This is a genomic window from Bacteroides sp. LFL-34 (genome assembly GCF_027257075.1).
GTDB classification, from domain to species: domain Bacteria; phylum Bacteroidota; class Bacteroidia; order Bacteroidales; family Bacteroidaceae; genus Bacteroides; species Bacteroides ovatus.
Window position 1 is genome coordinate 12959 of record NZ_JAPQKZ010000046.1, and the last position, 18516, is coordinate 31474.

16 protein-coding genes and 2 tRNA genes are annotated in these 18516 nt (G+C 42.1%); 15 read left to right on the top strand and 3 right to left on the bottom strand.

The genetic code is table 11. The features are described from left to right. Positions 1–106: 106 nt before the first annotated feature. A complete protein-coding gene (gene mscL / locus N5O98_RS21730; RefSeq protein ID WP_004301777.1) occupies positions 107–553 on the bottom strand; it encodes a large-conductance mechanosensitive channel protein MscL in 447 nt (148 codons plus the stop codon). 142 nt (positions 554–695) lie between these two features. Here mscL and gap point away from each other — a divergent pair, with 142 nt between their 5' ends. The 7 genes from gap to N5O98_RS21765 all read left to right on the top strand — a co-directional run bounded on the left by gap (position 696) and on the right by N5O98_RS21765 (position 7957). Then, positions 696–1706, top strand: a complete 1011-nt coding sequence (gene gap, locus N5O98_RS21735) for a type I glyceraldehyde-3-phosphate dehydrogenase (protein WP_004301776.1) — start codon at positions 696–698, stop codon at positions 1704–1706. A 172-nt stretch (positions 1707–1878) separates the two neighbouring features. Beyond that, positions 1879–3939, top strand: a complete 2061-nt coding sequence (locus N5O98_RS21740) for a M3 family metallopeptidase (protein ID WP_004308572.1) — start codon at positions 1879–1881, stop codon at positions 3937–3939. A 24-nt stretch (positions 3940–3963) separates the two neighbouring features. Next, positions 3964–4479, top strand: a complete 516-nt coding sequence (locus tag N5O98_RS21745; protein ID WP_004301774.1) for a DUF4847 family protein — start codon at positions 3964–3966, stop codon at positions 4477–4479. A gap of 8 nt (positions 4480–4487) precedes the next feature. Continuing rightward, a complete protein-coding gene (locus N5O98_RS21750; protein WP_004301773.1) occupies positions 4488–4937 on the top strand; it encodes a dCMP deaminase family protein in 450 nt (149 codons plus the stop codon). A gap of 30 nt (positions 4938–4967) precedes the next feature. Further along, positions 4968–6716, top strand: coding sequence for a S41 family peptidase (locus tag N5O98_RS21755; protein ID WP_004301772.1), 1749 nt, complete (start codon positions 4968–4970; stop codon positions 6714–6716). After that, entirely contained in the window at positions 6694–7221 is a 528-nt protein-coding gene (locus tag N5O98_RS21760; RefSeq protein ID WP_004308571.1) for a 5-formyltetrahydrofolate cyclo-ligase, read from the top strand. Before N5O98_RS21755 ends, N5O98_RS21760 begins: the two co-directional genes overlap by 23 nt. Then, positions 7166–7957, top strand: a complete 792-nt coding sequence (locus tag N5O98_RS21765) for a histidinol-phosphatase (RefSeq protein ID WP_004320889.1) — start codon at positions 7166–7168, stop codon at positions 7955–7957. Before N5O98_RS21760 ends, N5O98_RS21765 begins: the two co-directional genes overlap by 56 nt. On the opposite strand, the gene N5O98_RS21770 is transcribed toward N5O98_RS21765, so the two are convergent. After that, the gene (locus N5O98_RS21770) at positions 7944–8231 is read right to left on the bottom strand and encodes a DUF721 domain-containing protein (protein ID WP_004301769.1); all 288 of its coding nucleotides are present in this window, start codon (positions 8229–8231) and stop codon (positions 7944–7946) included. The two genes, N5O98_RS21765 and N5O98_RS21770, sit on opposite strands and share 14 nt — an antisense overlap. Next, positions 8218–9336, bottom strand: coding sequence for a DNA replication/repair protein RecF (gene recF / locus N5O98_RS21775; protein WP_008775475.1), 1119 nt, complete (start codon positions 9334–9336; stop codon positions 8218–8220). Before recF ends, N5O98_RS21770 begins: the two co-directional genes overlap by 14 nt. Before the next feature lie 160 nt (positions 9337–9496). On the opposite strand from recF, the gene N5O98_RS21780 reads away from it, so the two are divergent. The 8 genes from N5O98_RS21780 to N5O98_RS21815 all read left to right on the top strand — a co-directional run bounded on the left by N5O98_RS21780 (position 9497) and on the right by N5O98_RS21815 (position 18502). After that, positions 9497–10180 (top strand): tetratricopeptide repeat protein, encoded by a 684-nt coding sequence (locus N5O98_RS21780; RefSeq protein ID WP_004301767.1) that lies wholly within the window; start codon positions 9497–9499, stop codon positions 10178–10180. A gap of 156 nt (positions 10181–10336) precedes the next feature. After that, positions 10337–10831 (top strand): 6,7-dimethyl-8-ribityllumazine synthase, encoded by a 495-nt coding sequence (gene ribH / locus N5O98_RS21785; protein WP_004301766.1) that lies wholly within the window; start codon positions 10337–10339, stop codon positions 10829–10831. 50 nt (positions 10832–10881) lie between these two features. Then, positions 10882–10964 (top strand) — tRNA-Tyr (locus N5O98_RS21790). A gap of 8 nt (positions 10965–10972) precedes the next feature. Then, positions 10973–11045: transfer RNA gene (locus N5O98_RS21795), tRNA-Gly, on the top strand. Positions 11046–11107: 62 nt separating this feature from the next. After that, positions 11108–12367 carry a Gfo/Idh/MocA family protein gene (locus tag N5O98_RS21800; protein WP_004308568.1) on the top strand — a complete coding sequence of 420 codons (1260 nt, stop codon included), beginning with the start codon at positions 11108–11110 and terminating at the stop codon, positions 12365–12367. A gap of 306 nt (positions 12368–12673) precedes the next feature. Then, entirely contained in the window at positions 12674–14083 is a 1410-nt protein-coding gene (locus N5O98_RS21805; protein WP_022199891.1) for a Gfo/Idh/MocA family protein, read from the top strand. A gap of 114 nt (positions 14084–14197) precedes the next feature. Then, the gene (locus N5O98_RS21810) at positions 14198–15088 is read left to right on the top strand and encodes a YitT family protein (protein WP_004301761.1); all 891 of its coding nucleotides are present in this window, start codon (positions 14198–14200) and stop codon (positions 15086–15088) included. Between the two features lie 72 nt (positions 15089–15160). Then, a complete protein-coding gene (locus N5O98_RS21815) occupies positions 15161–18502 on the top strand; it encodes a glycoside hydrolase family 2 TIM barrel-domain containing protein (protein ID WP_022199893.1) in 3342 nt (1113 codons plus the stop codon). The last annotated feature ends 14 nt before the right edge of the window (positions 18503–18516 follow it).

An 18516-nucleotide genomic window follows, 5' to 3' on the forward strand; every position in this document is an offset into this window, starting at 1 on the left:
TGAGTTGCAAAAGTAGAAAAAAGTACGCAATCTATATTAATAATGAAGAGAAAAATAAAGGAGATTCACAAGTTTATACTTGGAATCTCCTTTATTTTAATTAGAATCAACTATTCTTTTCTTTCAGCAAATCGCGTATCTCCGTCAACAAGACTTCTTCCTTCGTTGGTGCAGGAGGAGCCGGAGGAGTAGCTGGCACTTCTGCCTGTTTTTTAGTTGTCAGTTTCGTAATCAACCGTATAAATAAGAATATAGCAAAAGCAATAATCAGAAAATCAAAGGTGGCTTGCAGAAACTGACCATAATCCAATGTCACAGCCGGAGCTATCTCCTTACCGTCAGCACCGATCTCCGCCGCTTTCATCACCCATTTCAAATCCGTAAAGTTCACACCGCCAACCAGTAAACCAATCGGAGGCATAATAACATTAGCAACCAATGATGATACGATTTTTCCAAACGCACCACCAATAACTACACCGACAGCCATGTCTATGACGTTACCTTTCATAGCAAACGCCTTAAAGTCCTGTAAAAATGTGCTCTTTCCCATCTTTTTTCAATATTTAATGTGAATTTAATATGCGAATATAAAAACATTTTTGTAATTTTGCACCGCATTTGAAAATAAAACAAGTGCGCAGGTCGAGAGATATTTGAACAAATATTATAAAACCCTTAAAAGTTTAAACAAAATGATTAAAGTAGGTATTAATGGATTCGGACGTATCGGACGTTTCGTTTTCCGCGCTGCAATGGAGAGAAACGATATTCAAATCGTAGGTATCAATGACCTTTGCCCGGTTGATTACTTGGCTTACATGCTGAAGTATGACACAATGCACGGACAGTTCAACGGTACTATCGAAGCAGATGTTGAAAACAGCAAACTGATCGTTAACGGTCAAGCTATCCGTATCACAGCTGAAAGAAATCCGGCTGACTTGAAATGGAATGAAGTAGGTGCAGAATACGTTGTTGAATCTACAGGTTTGTTCTTGAGCAAAGACAAAGCTCAGGCTCACATCGAAGCTGGTGCAAAATATGTTGTAATGTCAGCTCCTTCTAAAGATGACACTCCGATGTTCGTTTGCGGTGTAAACGAAAAAACATATGTAAAAGGTACTCAATTCGTATCTAACGCTTCTTGTACTACTAACTGTTTGGCTCCTATCGCTAAAGTATTGAATGACAAGTTCGGTATCCTTGACGGTTTGATGACTACAGTTCACTCTACAACTGCTACTCAGAAAACAGTTGACGGTCCTTCTATGAAAGACTGGAGAGGTGGTCGTGCTGCTTCTGGCAACATCATTCCTTCTTCTACTGGTGCTGCTAAAGCTGTAGGTAAAGTAATCCCTGCATTGAACGGCAAATTGACTGGTATGTCTATGCGTGTTCCGACTTTGGACGTATCTGTAGTTGACTTGACAGTTAACTTGGCTAAACCGGCTACTTACGCTGAAATCTGCGCTGCAATGAAAGAAGCTTCTGAAGGCGAATTGAAAGGTATCCTGGGTTACACTGAAGATGCAGTAGTTTCTTCTGACTTCTTGGGTGACGCTCGTACTTCTATCTTCGACGCTAAAGCAGGTATCGCTTTGACTGATACTTTCGTTAAAGTTGTATCTTGGTATGACAACGAAATCGGTTACTCTAACAAAGTTCTTGACTTGATCGCTCACATGGCATCAGTTAACGCTTAATTAGAAGCCTGAACAATATAGAAACCGCTGCGAGAAACCGTAGCGGTTTTTTTATACATTTCATTTTATATATTGTTAAAAAGCAACGTGTTATCCGTTGAATAAGCTACAATTTTAGTAGCTTTGTAATTCTATGGAGAGATTATTAATAACATTGATACTAGTTTGCACTATGAACAATATAACAAATGCCCAGAATCCTTTCTACGGGCAATACCACACGCCGCACGAAGCCGTGCCGTTCGACCGGATTGAAACTGAACATTATGAGCCTGCTATCCTCGAAGGAATCAAGCTACAAAATGCTGAAATAGAGGCCATCATACAGAATCCGGAAAAGGCAGATTTTACCAATACGATAGAAGCTTTCGAAGAGTCAGGGAAATTACTTGACAAAGTAGTTGCCGTCTTCGGTAATATGTTGAGCGCAGAAACGAATGACGATCTACAAGAACTCGCTCAAAAGATTATGCCGTTGCTTAGTGAACACAGCAATAATATCACACTGAACGAAAAGCTATTCGCACGTGTGAAGGAAGTGTATAACCAAAAAGAGACTTTGCAACTGACACAGGAACAAAAACAGTTACTGGAAAATGCATATAACAGTTTTATTCGTCATGGCGCCAATTTAGAAGGAGAAGCACGGGAAGAATACCGTCGTCTGACTACCGAATTGAGTAAATTGACGCTTACCTTCAGTGAAAACAACCTGAAAGAGACGAATGCTTATCAAATGCTGTTAACGAAAAAAGAGAGCCTCGCCGGACTACCTGAAATTATCATAGAAGCAGCTGCAGAAACGGCCAAGAACGAAGAAAAAGAAGGATGGGCATTCACACTTCACGCTCCGAGCTATATTCCTTTCATGACGTATTCTGACAATCGGGATTTACGTCAAAAACTCTATATGGCTTATAATACCAAATGTACACACGATAACGAATTCAATAATATCGACATCGTAAAAAAGATAGCCAATACACGCATGAAAATAGCCCAGTTACTGGGATACAAAGATTATGCGGAATATACGCTAAAGAAAAGAATGGCTGAAAACAGCAAGTCGGTATACAAGCTGCTCAACCAACTGCTGGAAGCATACACTCCTACTGCACAACAAGAATATAAAGAGATACAAGAACTGGCTCGCGAAGAACAGGGAGCTGATTTCGTTGTCATGCCTTGGGACTGGAGTTATTATTCAAATAAACTAAAGGACAAAAAATTCAATATCAACGAAGAAATGCTCCGCCCTTACTTCGAACTGGAACAAGTGAAGAAAGGGGTGTTTGGCTTGGCAGAAAAGTTATATGGAATCACTTTCCGGAAAAATACAGAAATTCCGGTTTACCATAAAGAGGTAGAAGCCTTTGAAGTGTTTGATAAAGACGGTAAATTTTTAGCCGTCTTATACACCGATTTCCATCCGCGTCCGGGAAAGCGGGCCGGAGCCTGGATGACGAGTTATAAGGACCAATGGATAGATAAAAAGACCGGTAAAAACAGCCGCCCTCATGTATCCGTTGTGATGAACTTCACCAAGCCAACCGAGAATAAGCCCGCTTTATTGACTTTCAATGAAGTAGAAACATTCTTGCATGAGTTCGGGCATAGTCTGCACGGTATGTTTGCCAATTCTACTTACAGGAGTTTAAGTGGAACCAATGTATATTGGGATTTCGTGGAGCTTCCCTCGCAAATTATGGAAAATTTCGCCATAGAGAAAGATTTCCTCAATACCTTTGCCCGCCATTATCAGACGGGAGAAGTATTGCCGGATGAATTGATAAAACGCCTTGTAGATGCATCAAACTTCAATGTTGCGTATGCTTGTCTACGACAAATAAGTTTCGGTTTACTTGATATGGCATGGTATACGCACAACACTCCTTTTGAAGGAGATGTGAAAGCTTATGAACAAGAAGCCTGGAAGGATGCGCAAATATTGCCGGTAGTACAAGAAGCTTGTATGAGTACGCAATTCTCCCACATCTTTGCCGGTGGATATGCCGCCGGATACTATAGCTACAAATGGGCGGAAGTATTGGATGCCGACGCATTTTCATTATTCAAGCAAAAAGGGATATTCAATCAGGAAGTGGCAGACTCATTCCGCAATAATATTCTGTCGAAAGGAGGAACGGAACATCCGATGATACTTTATAAACGTTTCCGCGGACAGGAACCGAGCATTGATGCTTTGCTAATCAGAAATGGGATAAAGAAATAAGTATTAAGTTATTAGATATTAAATATGAAGAGAAGTATATTTCAAATAGTAGGATTGCTTTTATTGCTTCCTTTATTTTCAGGATGTAATGATTCGGACGATGTAGCTGCTATCTTTACAGGAAAAACCTGGAAACTAAATTATATCACAGTAGATGGAGGTCATGAGATGTTTGGCTTTTGGGAGAATGAAGAACAAGAGAAAGCAAGTATTAAAGAGCTTAATAAAAACGGTACATATAATATTGTATTTGATGGCACAGTAGATGGAGATGTTATTAACGGAAATATAAAAGGAACTGTAATTGCAACCAGTACTTTTGAAGGAAAATGGAATGCCAACGCCAAAAACAATAGCTTCAAAGCTACAGTTACCACTGCAGGTAGTTATGGCGACGACAAACTCGCCAAAAATTTTATAGAGGGGCTTAATGCAGCTACATCTTACGAAGGAGATAGTAATAACTTATACCTTTTATACAAACCGGCATCCGGTAAGCAAACTTTCCGTATGGTTTTCCGGGTAGTAAGCAGTAAATAGTAAACAACATGGACACTGAAAAGAAACAATTAGAACTTGACAAACGTTATATACGTATGGCCAGTATATGGGCTGAAAATTCCTATTGTCAACGCCGTAAAGTAGGAGCTTTAATTGTTAAGGATAAAATGATTATCTCCGACGGATATAATGGAACACCTTCCGGATTCGAGAATGTATGTGAAGATGAAAACAACCTGACAAAACCATACGTTCTGCATGCGGAAGCCAATGCCATTACCAAAATAGCGCGTTCAAATAACAGTAGCGACGGTGCTACCATGTACGTCACCGCCTCTCCTTGCATCGAATGTGCAAAGTTAATCATACAGGCAGGAATCAAACGGGTAGTTTATTCCGAGCATTACCGCCTGGAAGATGGAATAGAGTTATTAAAACGGGCGGGAATCGAAGTTATCTACACAGAGTTAGATGATAATTCCTCTCCAAATAAATAAGAAGACGAACGTTTTAAAAAAGGAATAGACATGAGTACAAAAAACTCTTCACGTTTTACACCTGTCATCATAGCAGTCAGTGTGGTAGTCGGGATTCTTATCGGTACATTTTATGCCAAGCATTTTGCCGGCAACCGTTTGGGTATCATTAATGGTTCCTCCAATAAGCTAAACGCTTTGTTACGCATTGTAGACGATCAATATGTCGACACCGTAAACATGGCCGATTTGGTAGAAAAAGCCATGCCGCAAATTCTAGCCGAACTGGATCCGCATTCAACTTATATCCCAGCCCAAAATCTCGAAGAAGTCAACTCTGAACTGGAAGGCAGCTTCAGCGGAATTGGCATCCAGTTTACCATACAGAATGACACCATTCATGTCAATGCTGTTGTTCAGGGAGGTCCTTCTGAAAAGATAGGATTAATGGCGGGCGACCGCATTGTTACTGTAGATGATAGCTTGTTTGTCGGCAAGAAAGTAACGAACGAACGGGCTATGCGCACCTTGAAAGGTCCGAAAGGCTCACAGGTAAAATTGGGAATCAAACGAACAGGAGAAAAGGACTTATTACACTTCAACATCACACGTGGAGACATTCCTCAAAATACCGTAGATGCTGCTTACATGGTAAACGACGATATCGGTTATGTGAAAGTCAGCAAATTCGGACGTACCAGCCATGTGGAATTGCTTAATGCATTAGCACAACTCAACCACAAAAAATGCAAAGGTCTAATCATTGACCTGCGCGGTAATACCGGAGGATATATGGAAGCTGCTATCCGCATGGTAAATGAATTCTTGCCTGAAGGTAAGTTGATCGTATATACTCAAGGCCGTAAATATCCACGTGCAGAAGAATTTGCCAACGGTACGGGTAGTTGTCAGAAAATGCCGCTCGTTGTATTGATTGACGAAGGATCTGCTTCCGCCAGTGAAATTTTCACCGGAGCTATTCAAGATAACGACCGGGGTACAGTTGTAGGACGCCGTTCTTTCGGTAAGGGACTTGTGCAACAGCCTATCGATTTCAGTGACGGATCGGCTATCCGCCTGACAATCGCCCGCTACTACACCCCATCCGGACGTTGCATCCAACGCCCATACGAAAGCGGTAAAGACCGTAACTACGAGCTGGATTTATACACCCGTTACGAACATGGAGAATTTTTCTCACGTGATAGTATCAAGCAGAATGAGAGCGAACGTTATAATACCAGCTTGGGACGTACTGTGTATGGCGGCGGTGGTATCATGCCGGATATATTCGTACCGCAGGATACAACGGGAGTCACTTCTTATCTATCGACAGTTATTAACCGGGGACTGACTATTCAGTTCACATTCCAATACACCGACAATAACCGGAAGAAGTTAAGCCAATACGAAACTGAGGAAGAATTACTAAACTATCTTCGTCATCAGGGTTTGGTGGAACAGTTTGTCCGTTTTGCCGACAGTAAAGGAGTGAAAAGAAGAAATATCCTCATTCAGAAATCATACAAACTATTGGAAAAGAACCTCTTTGGCAACATCATCTACAATATGCTTGGACTGGAAGCCTATCTCCAATACTTCAACAAAACAGATGCTACTGTCATTAAAGGTATTGAGATACTTGAAAAAGGAGAAGCTTTCCCCAAAGCTCCGGTAGCCGTTGAAGAAGAAGTGACGAAGGATAAAAAAGATGGAAAGAAAAAAAGAACTGCGCAAGCATATAGCATTACTGAAGACCCAACACGCGGATTCAACTATGCGAAAGCTGCAATCAGCTAATATACTTGCCGCCCTTGAAGCCCATCCGGCTTTCAGGGCGGCAAATACTGTATTACTATACCATTCGCTGAATGACGAAGTAGATACACATGCCTTTATTCAAAAATGGAGTAGCGAAAAGCGGATTCTACTCCCTGTAGTAGTAGGCGATGATTTAGAACTACGGATATACACCGGACCGGAAGACATGTCAATCAGCGGTATCTACGGTATAGCAGAACCAACCGGAGAAATATTCACAGACTATGCGGCCATAGACTTCATCGTCGTTCCCGGAGTAGCTTTCGATGCTAAAGGTAACCGTTTGGGGCGGGGAAAAGGATATTATGACCGTCTCCTGCCACGCATACCATCAGCCTATAAAGCAGGAATCTGTTTCCCATTTCAATTAGTAGAAGAAGTTCCGGCGGAATCATTCGACATCCGCATGGATATAATCATAACAATCAATGAAGACGAATTATCACACCCACACCACCCGCTGCCATCATGCGACAGGGAGTGACGAAGAATTTGTTTTAAGTGCCATCAAAGGCGGCTATCAAGAATTAGGCTTTTCTGACCACACTCCGTGGAAATATCACACTGATTATATATCCGACATCCGGATGCTTCCCGAAGAGTTACCGGGATATGTGGAAAGTATCCGTTCGCTGCAAGAGAAATATAAAAATCAAATCAGCATAAAAATAGGATTGGAATGCGAATACTTTCCTGAATACATACACTGGTTAAAAGGAATCATCAAAGAATATAAACTGGACTATATCATCTTTGGAAATCACCATTTTCACACAGATGAGAAGTTCCCCTACTTCGGCCGGAATACAGATTCGGTAGACATGCTCGAACTCTATGAAGAGAGTGCTATTGAAGGAATGGAAAGCGGACTATTTGCCTACCTTGCCCATCCGGATTTATTTATGCGTTCTTACCCCGAGTTCGATCGTCATTGTAAGCTAGTCAGCAGACATATCTGCCGGACGGCAGTACGGTTAAACTTACCGTTGGAATATAATATCGGATATGAAGAGTACAATGATATTCATGGTATTACTACCATTCCTCATCCAGATTTCTGGAAAATAGCCGCCCATGAAGGTTGCACCGCTATCATCGGCGTAGACGCCCATAACAATCAATATTTGGAAAACCCTTTTTATTACAACCGTGCAACCGAAACACTCCGGAAGCTAGGTATAAAGGTTATAGACAGAATATCTTTCTTCAACGAAAAATAATATTTGTAATTACGGTAGCTCCGACTCTCTGATTCAGCGTGCGCACCAATACCTCACGCCCCATCATCAATTCCTGACGAAGAGCTGCGGAAGTCAGATGCACATATAATGTCTGATTACGAATATAAAGATTGCTGGTATAAGCCGCTGCCGGTCCCAAGATTTGAGGCCAGGCATCCAGCAGTCTTTGTTCGTTCAGCGGAGATTCCAAACTCTCCTGACGAAGAAACTGTTGAATCAGTTTTCCTATTTGTTCGGCATCATTGCGCTTCATTATCAGCCTCCGTTTCTTGAATTGTGCCCTCTTCTACACGAAATATTTTATAATCGCTGCCTACCTTATGTAAAATACGGTCGAGATGTCCCCGGTTCGTGTCCGTTATAAATATCTGCCCGAAATTGTCTCCAGCCACCAGCTTCACTATTTGCTCTACACGGGAAGCATCCAACTTATCGAAAATATCATCTAATAATAATAAAGGAACAGTCCAGCCGGTACGCTTCAAGAAATCAAACTGCGCCAGTTTCAATGCTACCAGATACGTTTTGTTCTGTCCCTGCGAACCTTCTTTCTTTATCGGGAATTCACCCAACAACATATTCAACTCATCTTTATGAATCCCACGCAAAGAGAATCCCATTATCTTATCCCTCTCCCTGCTTTGCTTCAACACTTCCAACAAAGAAGCATCCCGCGCATGAGACTCATAAGATAATCCCACCACCTCTTTATCCTGCGAGATAAAGGAATAGAAAGATTGGAAAATAGGAATAAACTCCCGGATAAACGCTTCACGTTTCTGGAATACGATTGCACCGGCTTGCGCCATCATCTCCTCCCATACAAGAAACAGCTCCTCCTCCACCGAAAACTCACTCTTCAACAATGCGTTACGCTGCGCCAATGCTTTATTATACCGTATCAGCGCTTCAAGATATTCCTTATCATACTGCGAAATCACTACATCCATAAACCGGCGACGCTCCTCACTTCCCCCGGCTATCAATTCGGAATCGGCAGGTGAAACCATCACCAAAGGCAGAAAACCGATGTGGTCCGAAAAACGGCTATATTCTTTCTTATTCCGCTTAAATTGTTTCTTCGAACGGCGTTTCATCCCACAATAAATCTCTTCAGGAGTTCCGTCCTCCGCTTCATAAAAGCCCTGAATTACGAAAAAGTCTTGTTCATGACGAATATTTTGAGAATCAATCGGGTTTCCGGAGCTCTTACAGAAAGACAAGAAATACACCGCATCCAGCAAATTCGTCTTTCCCATTCCATTCAGTCCGAAAAAACAATTCAGCTTAGCAGAGAATCCCAGTTCTACCTCTTCCAGATTCTTATAGTTTAATATGGATATTCGTTTCAGTATCATTGTGTACACGTTAATTTGTTCACAAAAGTAGCAAGATTTTCGTGGTTTTCGGGTGTAAAACAAAAAAAGATGCTTCTAAATTTCGTTTGTAGATATAAAAAAACTACTTTTGCGAGTCGAAATATCAAACTGTGAATAATAACAAAAAGAATCATATAAAATGGCAGAACAAAAGAATCAGAACGAACATCTGAACGTAGAAGATGCACTGACACAATCGGAAGCATTTCTTATCAAGTACAAAAACGCAATTATTGGCGGTGTTGTTGCTGTGATTATTATTGTAGCAGGTTTTATCATGTACAAAAACCTCTATGCTGAACCACGTGAAGAAAAAGCACAGGCAGCTCTTTTCAAAGGACAGGAATACTTTGAACAGGATGCTTTTGAACAAGCTTTGAACGGTGACAGCATCGGTTATACAGGTTTCCTGAAAGTTGCTGATGACTACAGCGGAACAAAAGCTGCCAATTTGGCAAAAGCTTATGCTGGTATTTGCTACGCACAACTTGGCAAATATGAAGAAGCAGTGAAGATGCTGGACAGCTTCAATGGAAAAGACCAAATGGTTGCTCCGGCAATTTTGGGTGCTGCAGGTAACTGCTATGCACAACTTGGCCAATTAGACAAAGCGGCTTCTACTTTATTGTCGGCAGCAGACAAAGCTGACAACAACACATTAAGCCCGATCTTCCTGATACAAGCTGGTGAAATCCTGGTAAAACAGGGAAAATATGACGATGCTGTAAACGCTTACACTAAGATCAAGGATAAATATTTCCAATCTTATCAGGCTATGGACATCGACAAATATATCGAGCAAGCTAAATTGATGAAAAAATAATATACCATCTATTATATAAGGAAATCGAGGCACGGATTACACCGGATTAAGCGGACTATCTATTAAAACCGTGGAATCCGTGAAATCCGTGCCTTTCTTCTTAAATCTCTCATACTCTCAAATCTTCATTTTATAATTCTCAACTTTTAATTAACTATGGCAACAGCTTACCATAACTTATCCGAATATGATTTCAATTCCGTTCCGAATGCAGAAGCAATGAAATTTGGTATCGTCGTATCCGAATGGAATTTCAATATTACCGGTGCTTTACTGAAAGGCGCAGTCGATACATTAAAAAAACATGGAGCAAAAGACGAAAATATTCTGGTGAAAACTGTACCGGGAAGTTTCGAACTTACTTTTGGAGCCAACCAAATGATGGAAAATTGCGATCTTGATGCAATTATTGCAATTGGTTGCGTAATTAAAGGAGATACCCCACATTTTGATTATGTTTGCATGGGAGCAACCCAAGGAATTACCGAATTAAACGCAACTGGCGATATACCAGTCATTTACGGATTAATTACCACAAATACAATGGAGCAAGCAGAGGATCGTGCCGGTGGCAAACTGGGTAACAAAGGAGATGAATGTGCAATTACTGCAATAAAAATGATCGATTTTGTTTGGAGTTTAAATAAATAGTTGTATCTTTGCACCGCAATTGAGAAACAAACCTCCTCAAAAGCAAAAAAGGGCAAATACCAGAGTGGCCAAATGGGGCAGACTGTAAATCTGCTGTCTTTCGACTTCGGTGGTTCGAATCCATCTTTGCCCACAAAAATTGCGGAAGTAGCTCAGTTGATAGAGCATTAGCCTTCCAAGCTGAGGGTCGCGGGTTTGAGCCCCGTCTTCCGCTCTCCAAAGAGAATCTGAGAAATTAGATTCTCTTTTTTTGTTTTATTTTAGACCGCTAAGCTTATGAAAAATTCTCCGGTACAATCGCATGTACTCCGACTAGCACATCCCCCTATCCCCACTGTCCACATCGGGATTATAGGACTGGGCAATCGAGGATTGCTCACCTTACAACGTTATCTGCAAATTGAAGGAGTAGAAATCAAAGCTCTTTGTGAAATAAGAGAAGGAAATCTAAGTAAGGCCCAACAACTATTAAAAGAAGCCGACCGTTCCGAAGCCACCGGATATACCGGAGTGGAGGGATGGAAGAAGATGTGCGAATCGGATGAAGTAGATTTAATATTCATCTGCACCGACTGGTTAATGCATACTCCAATGGCAACTTTCGCAATGGAATGCAATAAACATGTAGCTATTGAAGTTCCGGCTGCTATGAGCGTGGAAGAATGTTGGCAATTGGTAGACACTGCAGAAAAAACCAGGCGACACTGCATCATGCTCGAAAATTGTTGTTATGATCCCTTTGCACTAATGACTCTCAACATGGCCCAACGAGGATTGTTCGGAGAAATCATGCATGTAGAAGGAGCCTACATTCACGATCTTCGTTCAATGTACTTTGCCGAAGAGAGCGAAGGCGGCTATCACAACCATTGGGGAAAAAGATACAGCATCGAACATACAGGCAATCCTTATCCCACTCATGGGTTGGGCCCCGCCTGCCAGATACTGGATATTCATCGCAGTGACAGAATGGAATATCTCGTGTCCATGTCTACTCATCAGGCAGGAATGAGCGAGTATGCCCGCAGACTATTCGGCGAATATTCACCGGAAGCCCACCAGAAATATCAATTGGGAGACGTAAACACCACTCTTATCCACACGCTCAAAGGGAAGACAATCATGCTTCAATACGACATATCCACCCCACGTCCTTACAGCCGCCTTCAAACAGTATGCGGCACACTGGGATTCGCCCAAAAATACCCTGTCCCCTGTATCGCCCTAGATCCTAATGGAGACACTCCACTTGAAGGAGAACTGCTAGAAAAAATGATGGCACGCTATAAACATCCTTTTAACGCAACCATTGGCGAAGAAGCACATCGCAGAGGCCTACCCAATGAAATGAATTATGTTATGGATTACCGCCTTATTCATTGTCTGCGCAACGGGCTTCCACTGGATATGGATGTATACGATGCAGCCGAATGGTCGTGTATCACAGAACTAAGTGAAAAATCTGTACTGAATAAGAGCATGGCAGTAGAAATACCGGATTTCACCAGGGGAGCCTGGAAAAAATACAAATACTAGGTTCTATCAGAAGTACAGACGAAGTAGGTAGTTTACCCCAACAGGAGCAGTAAACGTTAAGCAATTCTAAAAAGGTGACTTCTTTTTAGGAAGAGCCTTTTTATGGCATGTCTTTTATATGTATTTGACATCACATAAGCCTACACAAAATCAGGTAGAAAAAGTCAGACTCATCTTTTACCTCATAATAGAAACTTTTATGATGAAAATATCGATTATAAATATAAATAGTTGGCTAATTAATTACTATTTTTGACACGTAAATGAAAAACATCGAATAACCCCTATTAAAAACTTTAAAATATGATGAAGAAACTATTTACAGTCACGGCTATCGGCTTGGCTTTGTTAACTTGGCACACCAGTTGTACTCTACAACCAAAGGCTCCCGAAGCCTTTACTCCTATCAAAGTAGAAACTCCTGCCCGCCCTGCCGGACAAGAAGATGTAATCCAACTCGTTACTCCTAAAATTGATACCGTTCGTGTCGGTTTCATCGGATTAGGAATGCGTGGTCCTGGTGCCGTGGTACGCTGGACCCATATCCCGGGAACTAAGATTGTAGCATTATGCGACCTGCTTCCCGAACGTGTTGAAAAATCACAAGAAATTTTGAAGAATGCCGGACTTCCTGAAGCTGCTTCTTACAGTGGCTCGGAAGAGGCATGGAAGCAACTTTGTGAACGGGACGATATTGATCTGGTATACATAGCCACCGACTGGAAACATCATGCAGCAATGGGTGTTTATGCCATGGAACACGGTAAGCATGTAGCTATCGAAGTTCCTGCCGCCATGACACTGGATGAAATCTGGCAGCTAATCAATACTTCCGAAAAGACACGTAAGCATTGTATGCAGCTCGAAAACTGCGTATATGACTTCTTTGAACTGACTTCTTTAAATATGGCACAACAAGGCGTATTCGGAGAAGTACTTCATGTAGAAGGTTCATATATCCATAATCTGGAAGATTTCTGGCCTGAATACTGGAATAACTGGCGAATGGATTATAATCATCTACACCGCGGTGATGTATATGCTACCCATGGCATGGGCCCTGCTTGTCAGGTACTTAATATCCACCGTGGTGACCGCATGAAAACATTGGTATCGATGGATACGAAAGCTGTCAACGGACCGGCTTATATTAAGAAACAAACAGGAGAAGAGGTGACTGACTTCCAGAATGGTGACCAGACTTCTACCCTGATTCGCACAGAGAACGGTAAAACAATGTTGATTCAGCACAACGTAATGACTCCACGCCCATACAGCCGTATGTATCAGATAGTGGGAGCCGATGGTTACGCAAGCAAATATCCGATTGAAGAATATTGCCTGAGACCTTCACTAGTTGATTCAAAAGATGTGCCTAATCATGAGAATCTGAATGCACATGGTTCTGTACCTGAAAACGTAAAAAAAGCCTTGATGGATAAATATAAAGATCCTATTCATATAGAGTTGGAAGAAACAGCCAAGAAAGTAGGTGGACATGGTGGTATGGACTTTATCATGGACTACCGTCTGGCATATTGCTTGCAGAATGGACTGCCATTGGATATGGACGTTTATGACCTGGCAGAATGGTGTTGCATGGCTGAACTTACCAGACTTTCTATCGAGAACAATTCAGCTCCGGTAGAAGTACCCGACTTCACTCGCGGCGGATGGAATAAAGTACAAGGCTACCGTCACGCTTTTGCAAAATAAAACAGCATATTTCCTTTTAGCACGAGCATAATGAACCAATCCGGCTTCTCCCCCAAAGCCGGATTATTCATGGGTTCGTGTTTGAACATTTTATAGATTATCATAATCACGTTTATGAAAACAGCTATTCCAAAGCCTTCTAAGCAAAGCATTATCCGTGAAGCCAGAGATTATGTAATGATTGCCATCGGCATGATTTTGTATGGTATCGGTTGGACCGTTTTTCTGTTACCTAACGATATCACCACCGGGGGAGTACCGGGTATTGCTTCTATCGTATATTGGGCCACAGGTTTTCCGGTACAATATACGTACTTCAGCATCAACTTCTTCTTGCTACTACTGGCCCTCAAGTTGCTGGGACTAAAGTTTTGCATCAAAACTATTTTTGGTGTATTTACCCTCACCTTCTTTCTGTCCGTCATTCAAAAATTGACGGCAGGTTTCGGGCTTCTCCACGACCAGCCCTTTATGGCATGTGTCATCGGAGCATCCTTCTGTGGAGGTGGCATAGGTGTTGCTTTTTCGGCTAATGGAAGTACGGGAGGTACAGATATAATTGCAGCCATCATCAACAAATACCGGGACATCACATTAGGAAGAGTCGTGCTCATCTGCGATATGATTATCATTTCTTCCAGTTATTTTGTCTTAAAAGACTGGGAAAAAGTGGTGTATGGGTTTGTAACTCTTTATATTTGTAGTTTCGTTCTCGACCAGGTAGTGAATAGCGCCCGCCAATCTGTACAGTTCTTTATCATATCCAACAAATATGAAGAAATAGGACGGCATATTAACGAATACCCACACCGGGGAGTAACGATTATCAATGCAACCGGCTTTTATACAGGACGAGAAGTTAAGATGATGTTTGTATTAGCCAAGAAAAGGGAATCGCCTATCATCTTCCGGTTGATAAAAGACATAGACCCGAATGCATTTGTATCGCAAAGTGCTGTCATTGGAGTATATGGAGAAGGATTCGATCATATTAAAGTAAAATAAAAAAGAAATGAAAAACCAATATTGAGAAACATGAAATTTCGACCAACCCCCAACTTATTAACAGGCATCTTCATGGGAATATTTTCCCTGACAACACTTAGTACAATGGCAGAGAAAGCCGTGAAACCTTATTGGCAGGACGTGCAGGTAGTTGAAGTTAACAAAGAGTATCCACGTACTTCTTTTATGACATACAACAATCGCGCTGATGCATTGAGTGGCAAGTTCGAACGAAGCAAGTATTACCGCTTGCTGAACGGAACCTGGAAATTCTACTTTGTAGACTCTTATAATAAACTTCCCGAAAACATTACCGATCCGAACACCAATACAGATTCGTGGGATGATATTCAGGTGCCCGGCAACTGGGAAGTACAAGGACACGGAATAGCCATCTACACCAATCATGGTTATGAATTCAAACCGCGCAATCCACAACCTCCTGCTCTTCCCGAAGCCAATCCGGTAGGAGTTTATCGCCGGGACATCGATATTCCGGCAGACTGGGACGGGCGGGATATCTACTTGCATTTGGCAGGAGCTAAGTCCGGCGTATATGTATATATCAACGGACAAGAAGTAGGATATAGCGAAGACTCCAAGAATCCGGCAGAATTTCTTATCAACAATTACGTGAAGCCGGGAAAGAACGTACTTACAGTTAAAATTCTCCGTTGGAGCACCGGTTCCTATCTTGAATGTCAAGACTTCTGGCGTATGAGTGGTATTGAACGCGATGTTTTTCTGTATTCACAGCCTAAAGCAGCTCTCAAAGATTTCCGAATTAAGTCTACGCTGGACGACAGTTACAAAAATGGAATCTTCGGTTTAAATGTCGATTTGAGAAATCACGAAAAGGCTGCAACTAATCTTACATTAGTTTATGAACTATTAGATGCACAAGGAAAAGTTGTAGCTACTGAAGAGAAGACAGCCTATATTCCATCGAACGAAGTACGTACACTTTCTTTCGATAAGAATCTGACAGATGTCAGCACATGGACCTCCGAACATCCGAATCTATACAAATTGTTGATGACAGTAAAAGAGAATGGCAAAATCAATGAAATCATTCCTTTCAATGTAGGATTCCGCCGGATTGAGATCAAGCCTATCGAACAGAAGGCTGCTAACGGAAAACCGTATGTCTGCTTATTCATCAACGGTCAGCCTCTGAAACTGAAAGGGGTAAATATCCACGAACATAATCCGTCAACAGGTCATTATGTTACAGAGGATTTAATGCGCCGTGACTTCGAACTGATGAAACAACATAACTTAAACAGTGTACGCCTTTGCCACTATCCGCAAGACCGCCGTTTCTATGAGCTTTGTGATGAATACGGACTTTATGTATATGATGAAGCCAACGTGGAAAGCCACGGAATGTATTATGATCTCCGGAAAGGCGGTTCACTGGGTAACAATCCCGAATGGCTGAAACCGCACATGGATCGTACCATCAATATGTTTGAACGTAATAAGAATTATCCGAGCGTTACATTCTGGTCGCTGGGAAATGAAGCCGGAAACGGATATAATTTCTATCAGACTTATTTGTGGTTGAAAGAGGCAGACAAAGATCTGATGGATCGTCCGGTCAACTACGAACGTGCTCAATGGGAATGGAACTCCGATATGTATGTTCCGCAATATCCGGGTGCCGACTGGCTGGAAAATATCGGAAAGAATGGTAGCGACCGTCCTGTAGCTCCTTCGGAGTATGCACATGCCATGGGAAACTCCACGGGAAACCTGTGGGGACAATGGCAGGCAATTTACAAATATCCGAATCTCCAAGGTGGATATATCTGGGACTGGGTAGACCAAGGTCTTCTCCAAAAAGATAAGAATGGAAGAGAATACTGGGCCTACGGAGGTGACTTCGGCGTAGACGCACCTAGCGATGGTAACTTCCTCTGCAACGGTCTTGTCAATCCGGATCGTGGTCCGCATCCGGCAATGGCTGAAGTGAAATATGTACATCAGAATGTAGGTTTTGAAGCAGTAGATGCCGCAGCCGGTATATTCAAAATCACCAACCGTTTCTATTTCACTAACCTGAAAAAATATCAGATTCACTACAATGTACTTGCTAACGGAAAGACAATAAAAGGTGGAAAAGTATCTTTGGATATTGCTCCGCAAGCCTCTAAAGAATTCACCGTACCGGTAAATGGTCTGAAAGCCCAACCGGGAACAGAATATTTTGTCAACTTCAGTGTAACAACCACAGAGCCTGAACCGTTGATTCCAACCGGATATGAAATTGCATACGACCAGTTCCAACTTCCTATCCAGGCAGAGAAGAGTATATATAAAGCAAACGGTCCGGCATTGAAAACAACGATTCAAGGAGATGAATTAATCGTTTCTTCCTCCAAAGTAAACTTTGTATTCAACAAGAATAGCGGATTAGTAACCTCGTATAAAGTAGATGGTACAGAATATTTCAAAGACGGATTTGGTATTCAGCCTAACTTCTGGCGTGCTCCTAATGATAATGACTATGGTAACAGCACTCCTAAACGTTTGCAGGTATGGAAACAATCAAGCAAAAACTTCCGCATAACGGATGCCACCATGACAGCAGAAGATAAAGCAGTCTCCTTAAATGTAACCTACTTACTGGCTGCCGGCAACTTGTATGTTGTCACTTACAAAATCTATCCGAACGGAATAGTTAACGTAAATGCCAAATTCACATCAACGGATATGCAGCCTACAGAAACAGAAGTTTCCGAAGCTACCCGCATGGCTACATTTACTCCCGGAAGTGATGCTGCCCGCAAGGCTGCCTCCAAACTGGAAGTCCCCCGTATCGGTGTGCGTTTCCGCTTGCCGGCACAGATGAACAATGTACAATACTTTGGCCGTGGCCCGGAAGAGAATTATATCGACCGCAATCACGGAACGCTCGTTGGCGTATATAAGACAACAGCGGATCAAATGTACTTCAACTATGTGCGTCCACAGGAAAACGGACATCACACTGATACCCGTTGGATCGCTTTATCTCCTAATAAAGGAAACGGCCTGGTGTTGGTAGCGGACAGTCTTATCGGTTTCAATGCCTTGCGCAACTCTATCGAAGACTTTGACTCTGAAGAAGCTCTGCCCCACCCTTACCAATGGAATAACTTCAGCCCGGAAGAGGTTGCCAATCACGACGAGAACGCTGCCCGCAACGTATTACGGAGAATGCATCATGTCAACGACATCACTCCCAGAGATTTCGTTGAGGTTTGTGTAGATATGAAGCAACAAGGAGTAGGCGGATATGACAGTTGGGGTGCTCGCCCGGAACCTTTCCACCAGATCCCGGCTAACCGTGATTACCAGTGGGGCTTCACATTAGTACCCGTTCGCTCGGCTAACCAGGCCAACGAAGCTGCTAAATATGATTATCGATAACCTTAGTATAAATT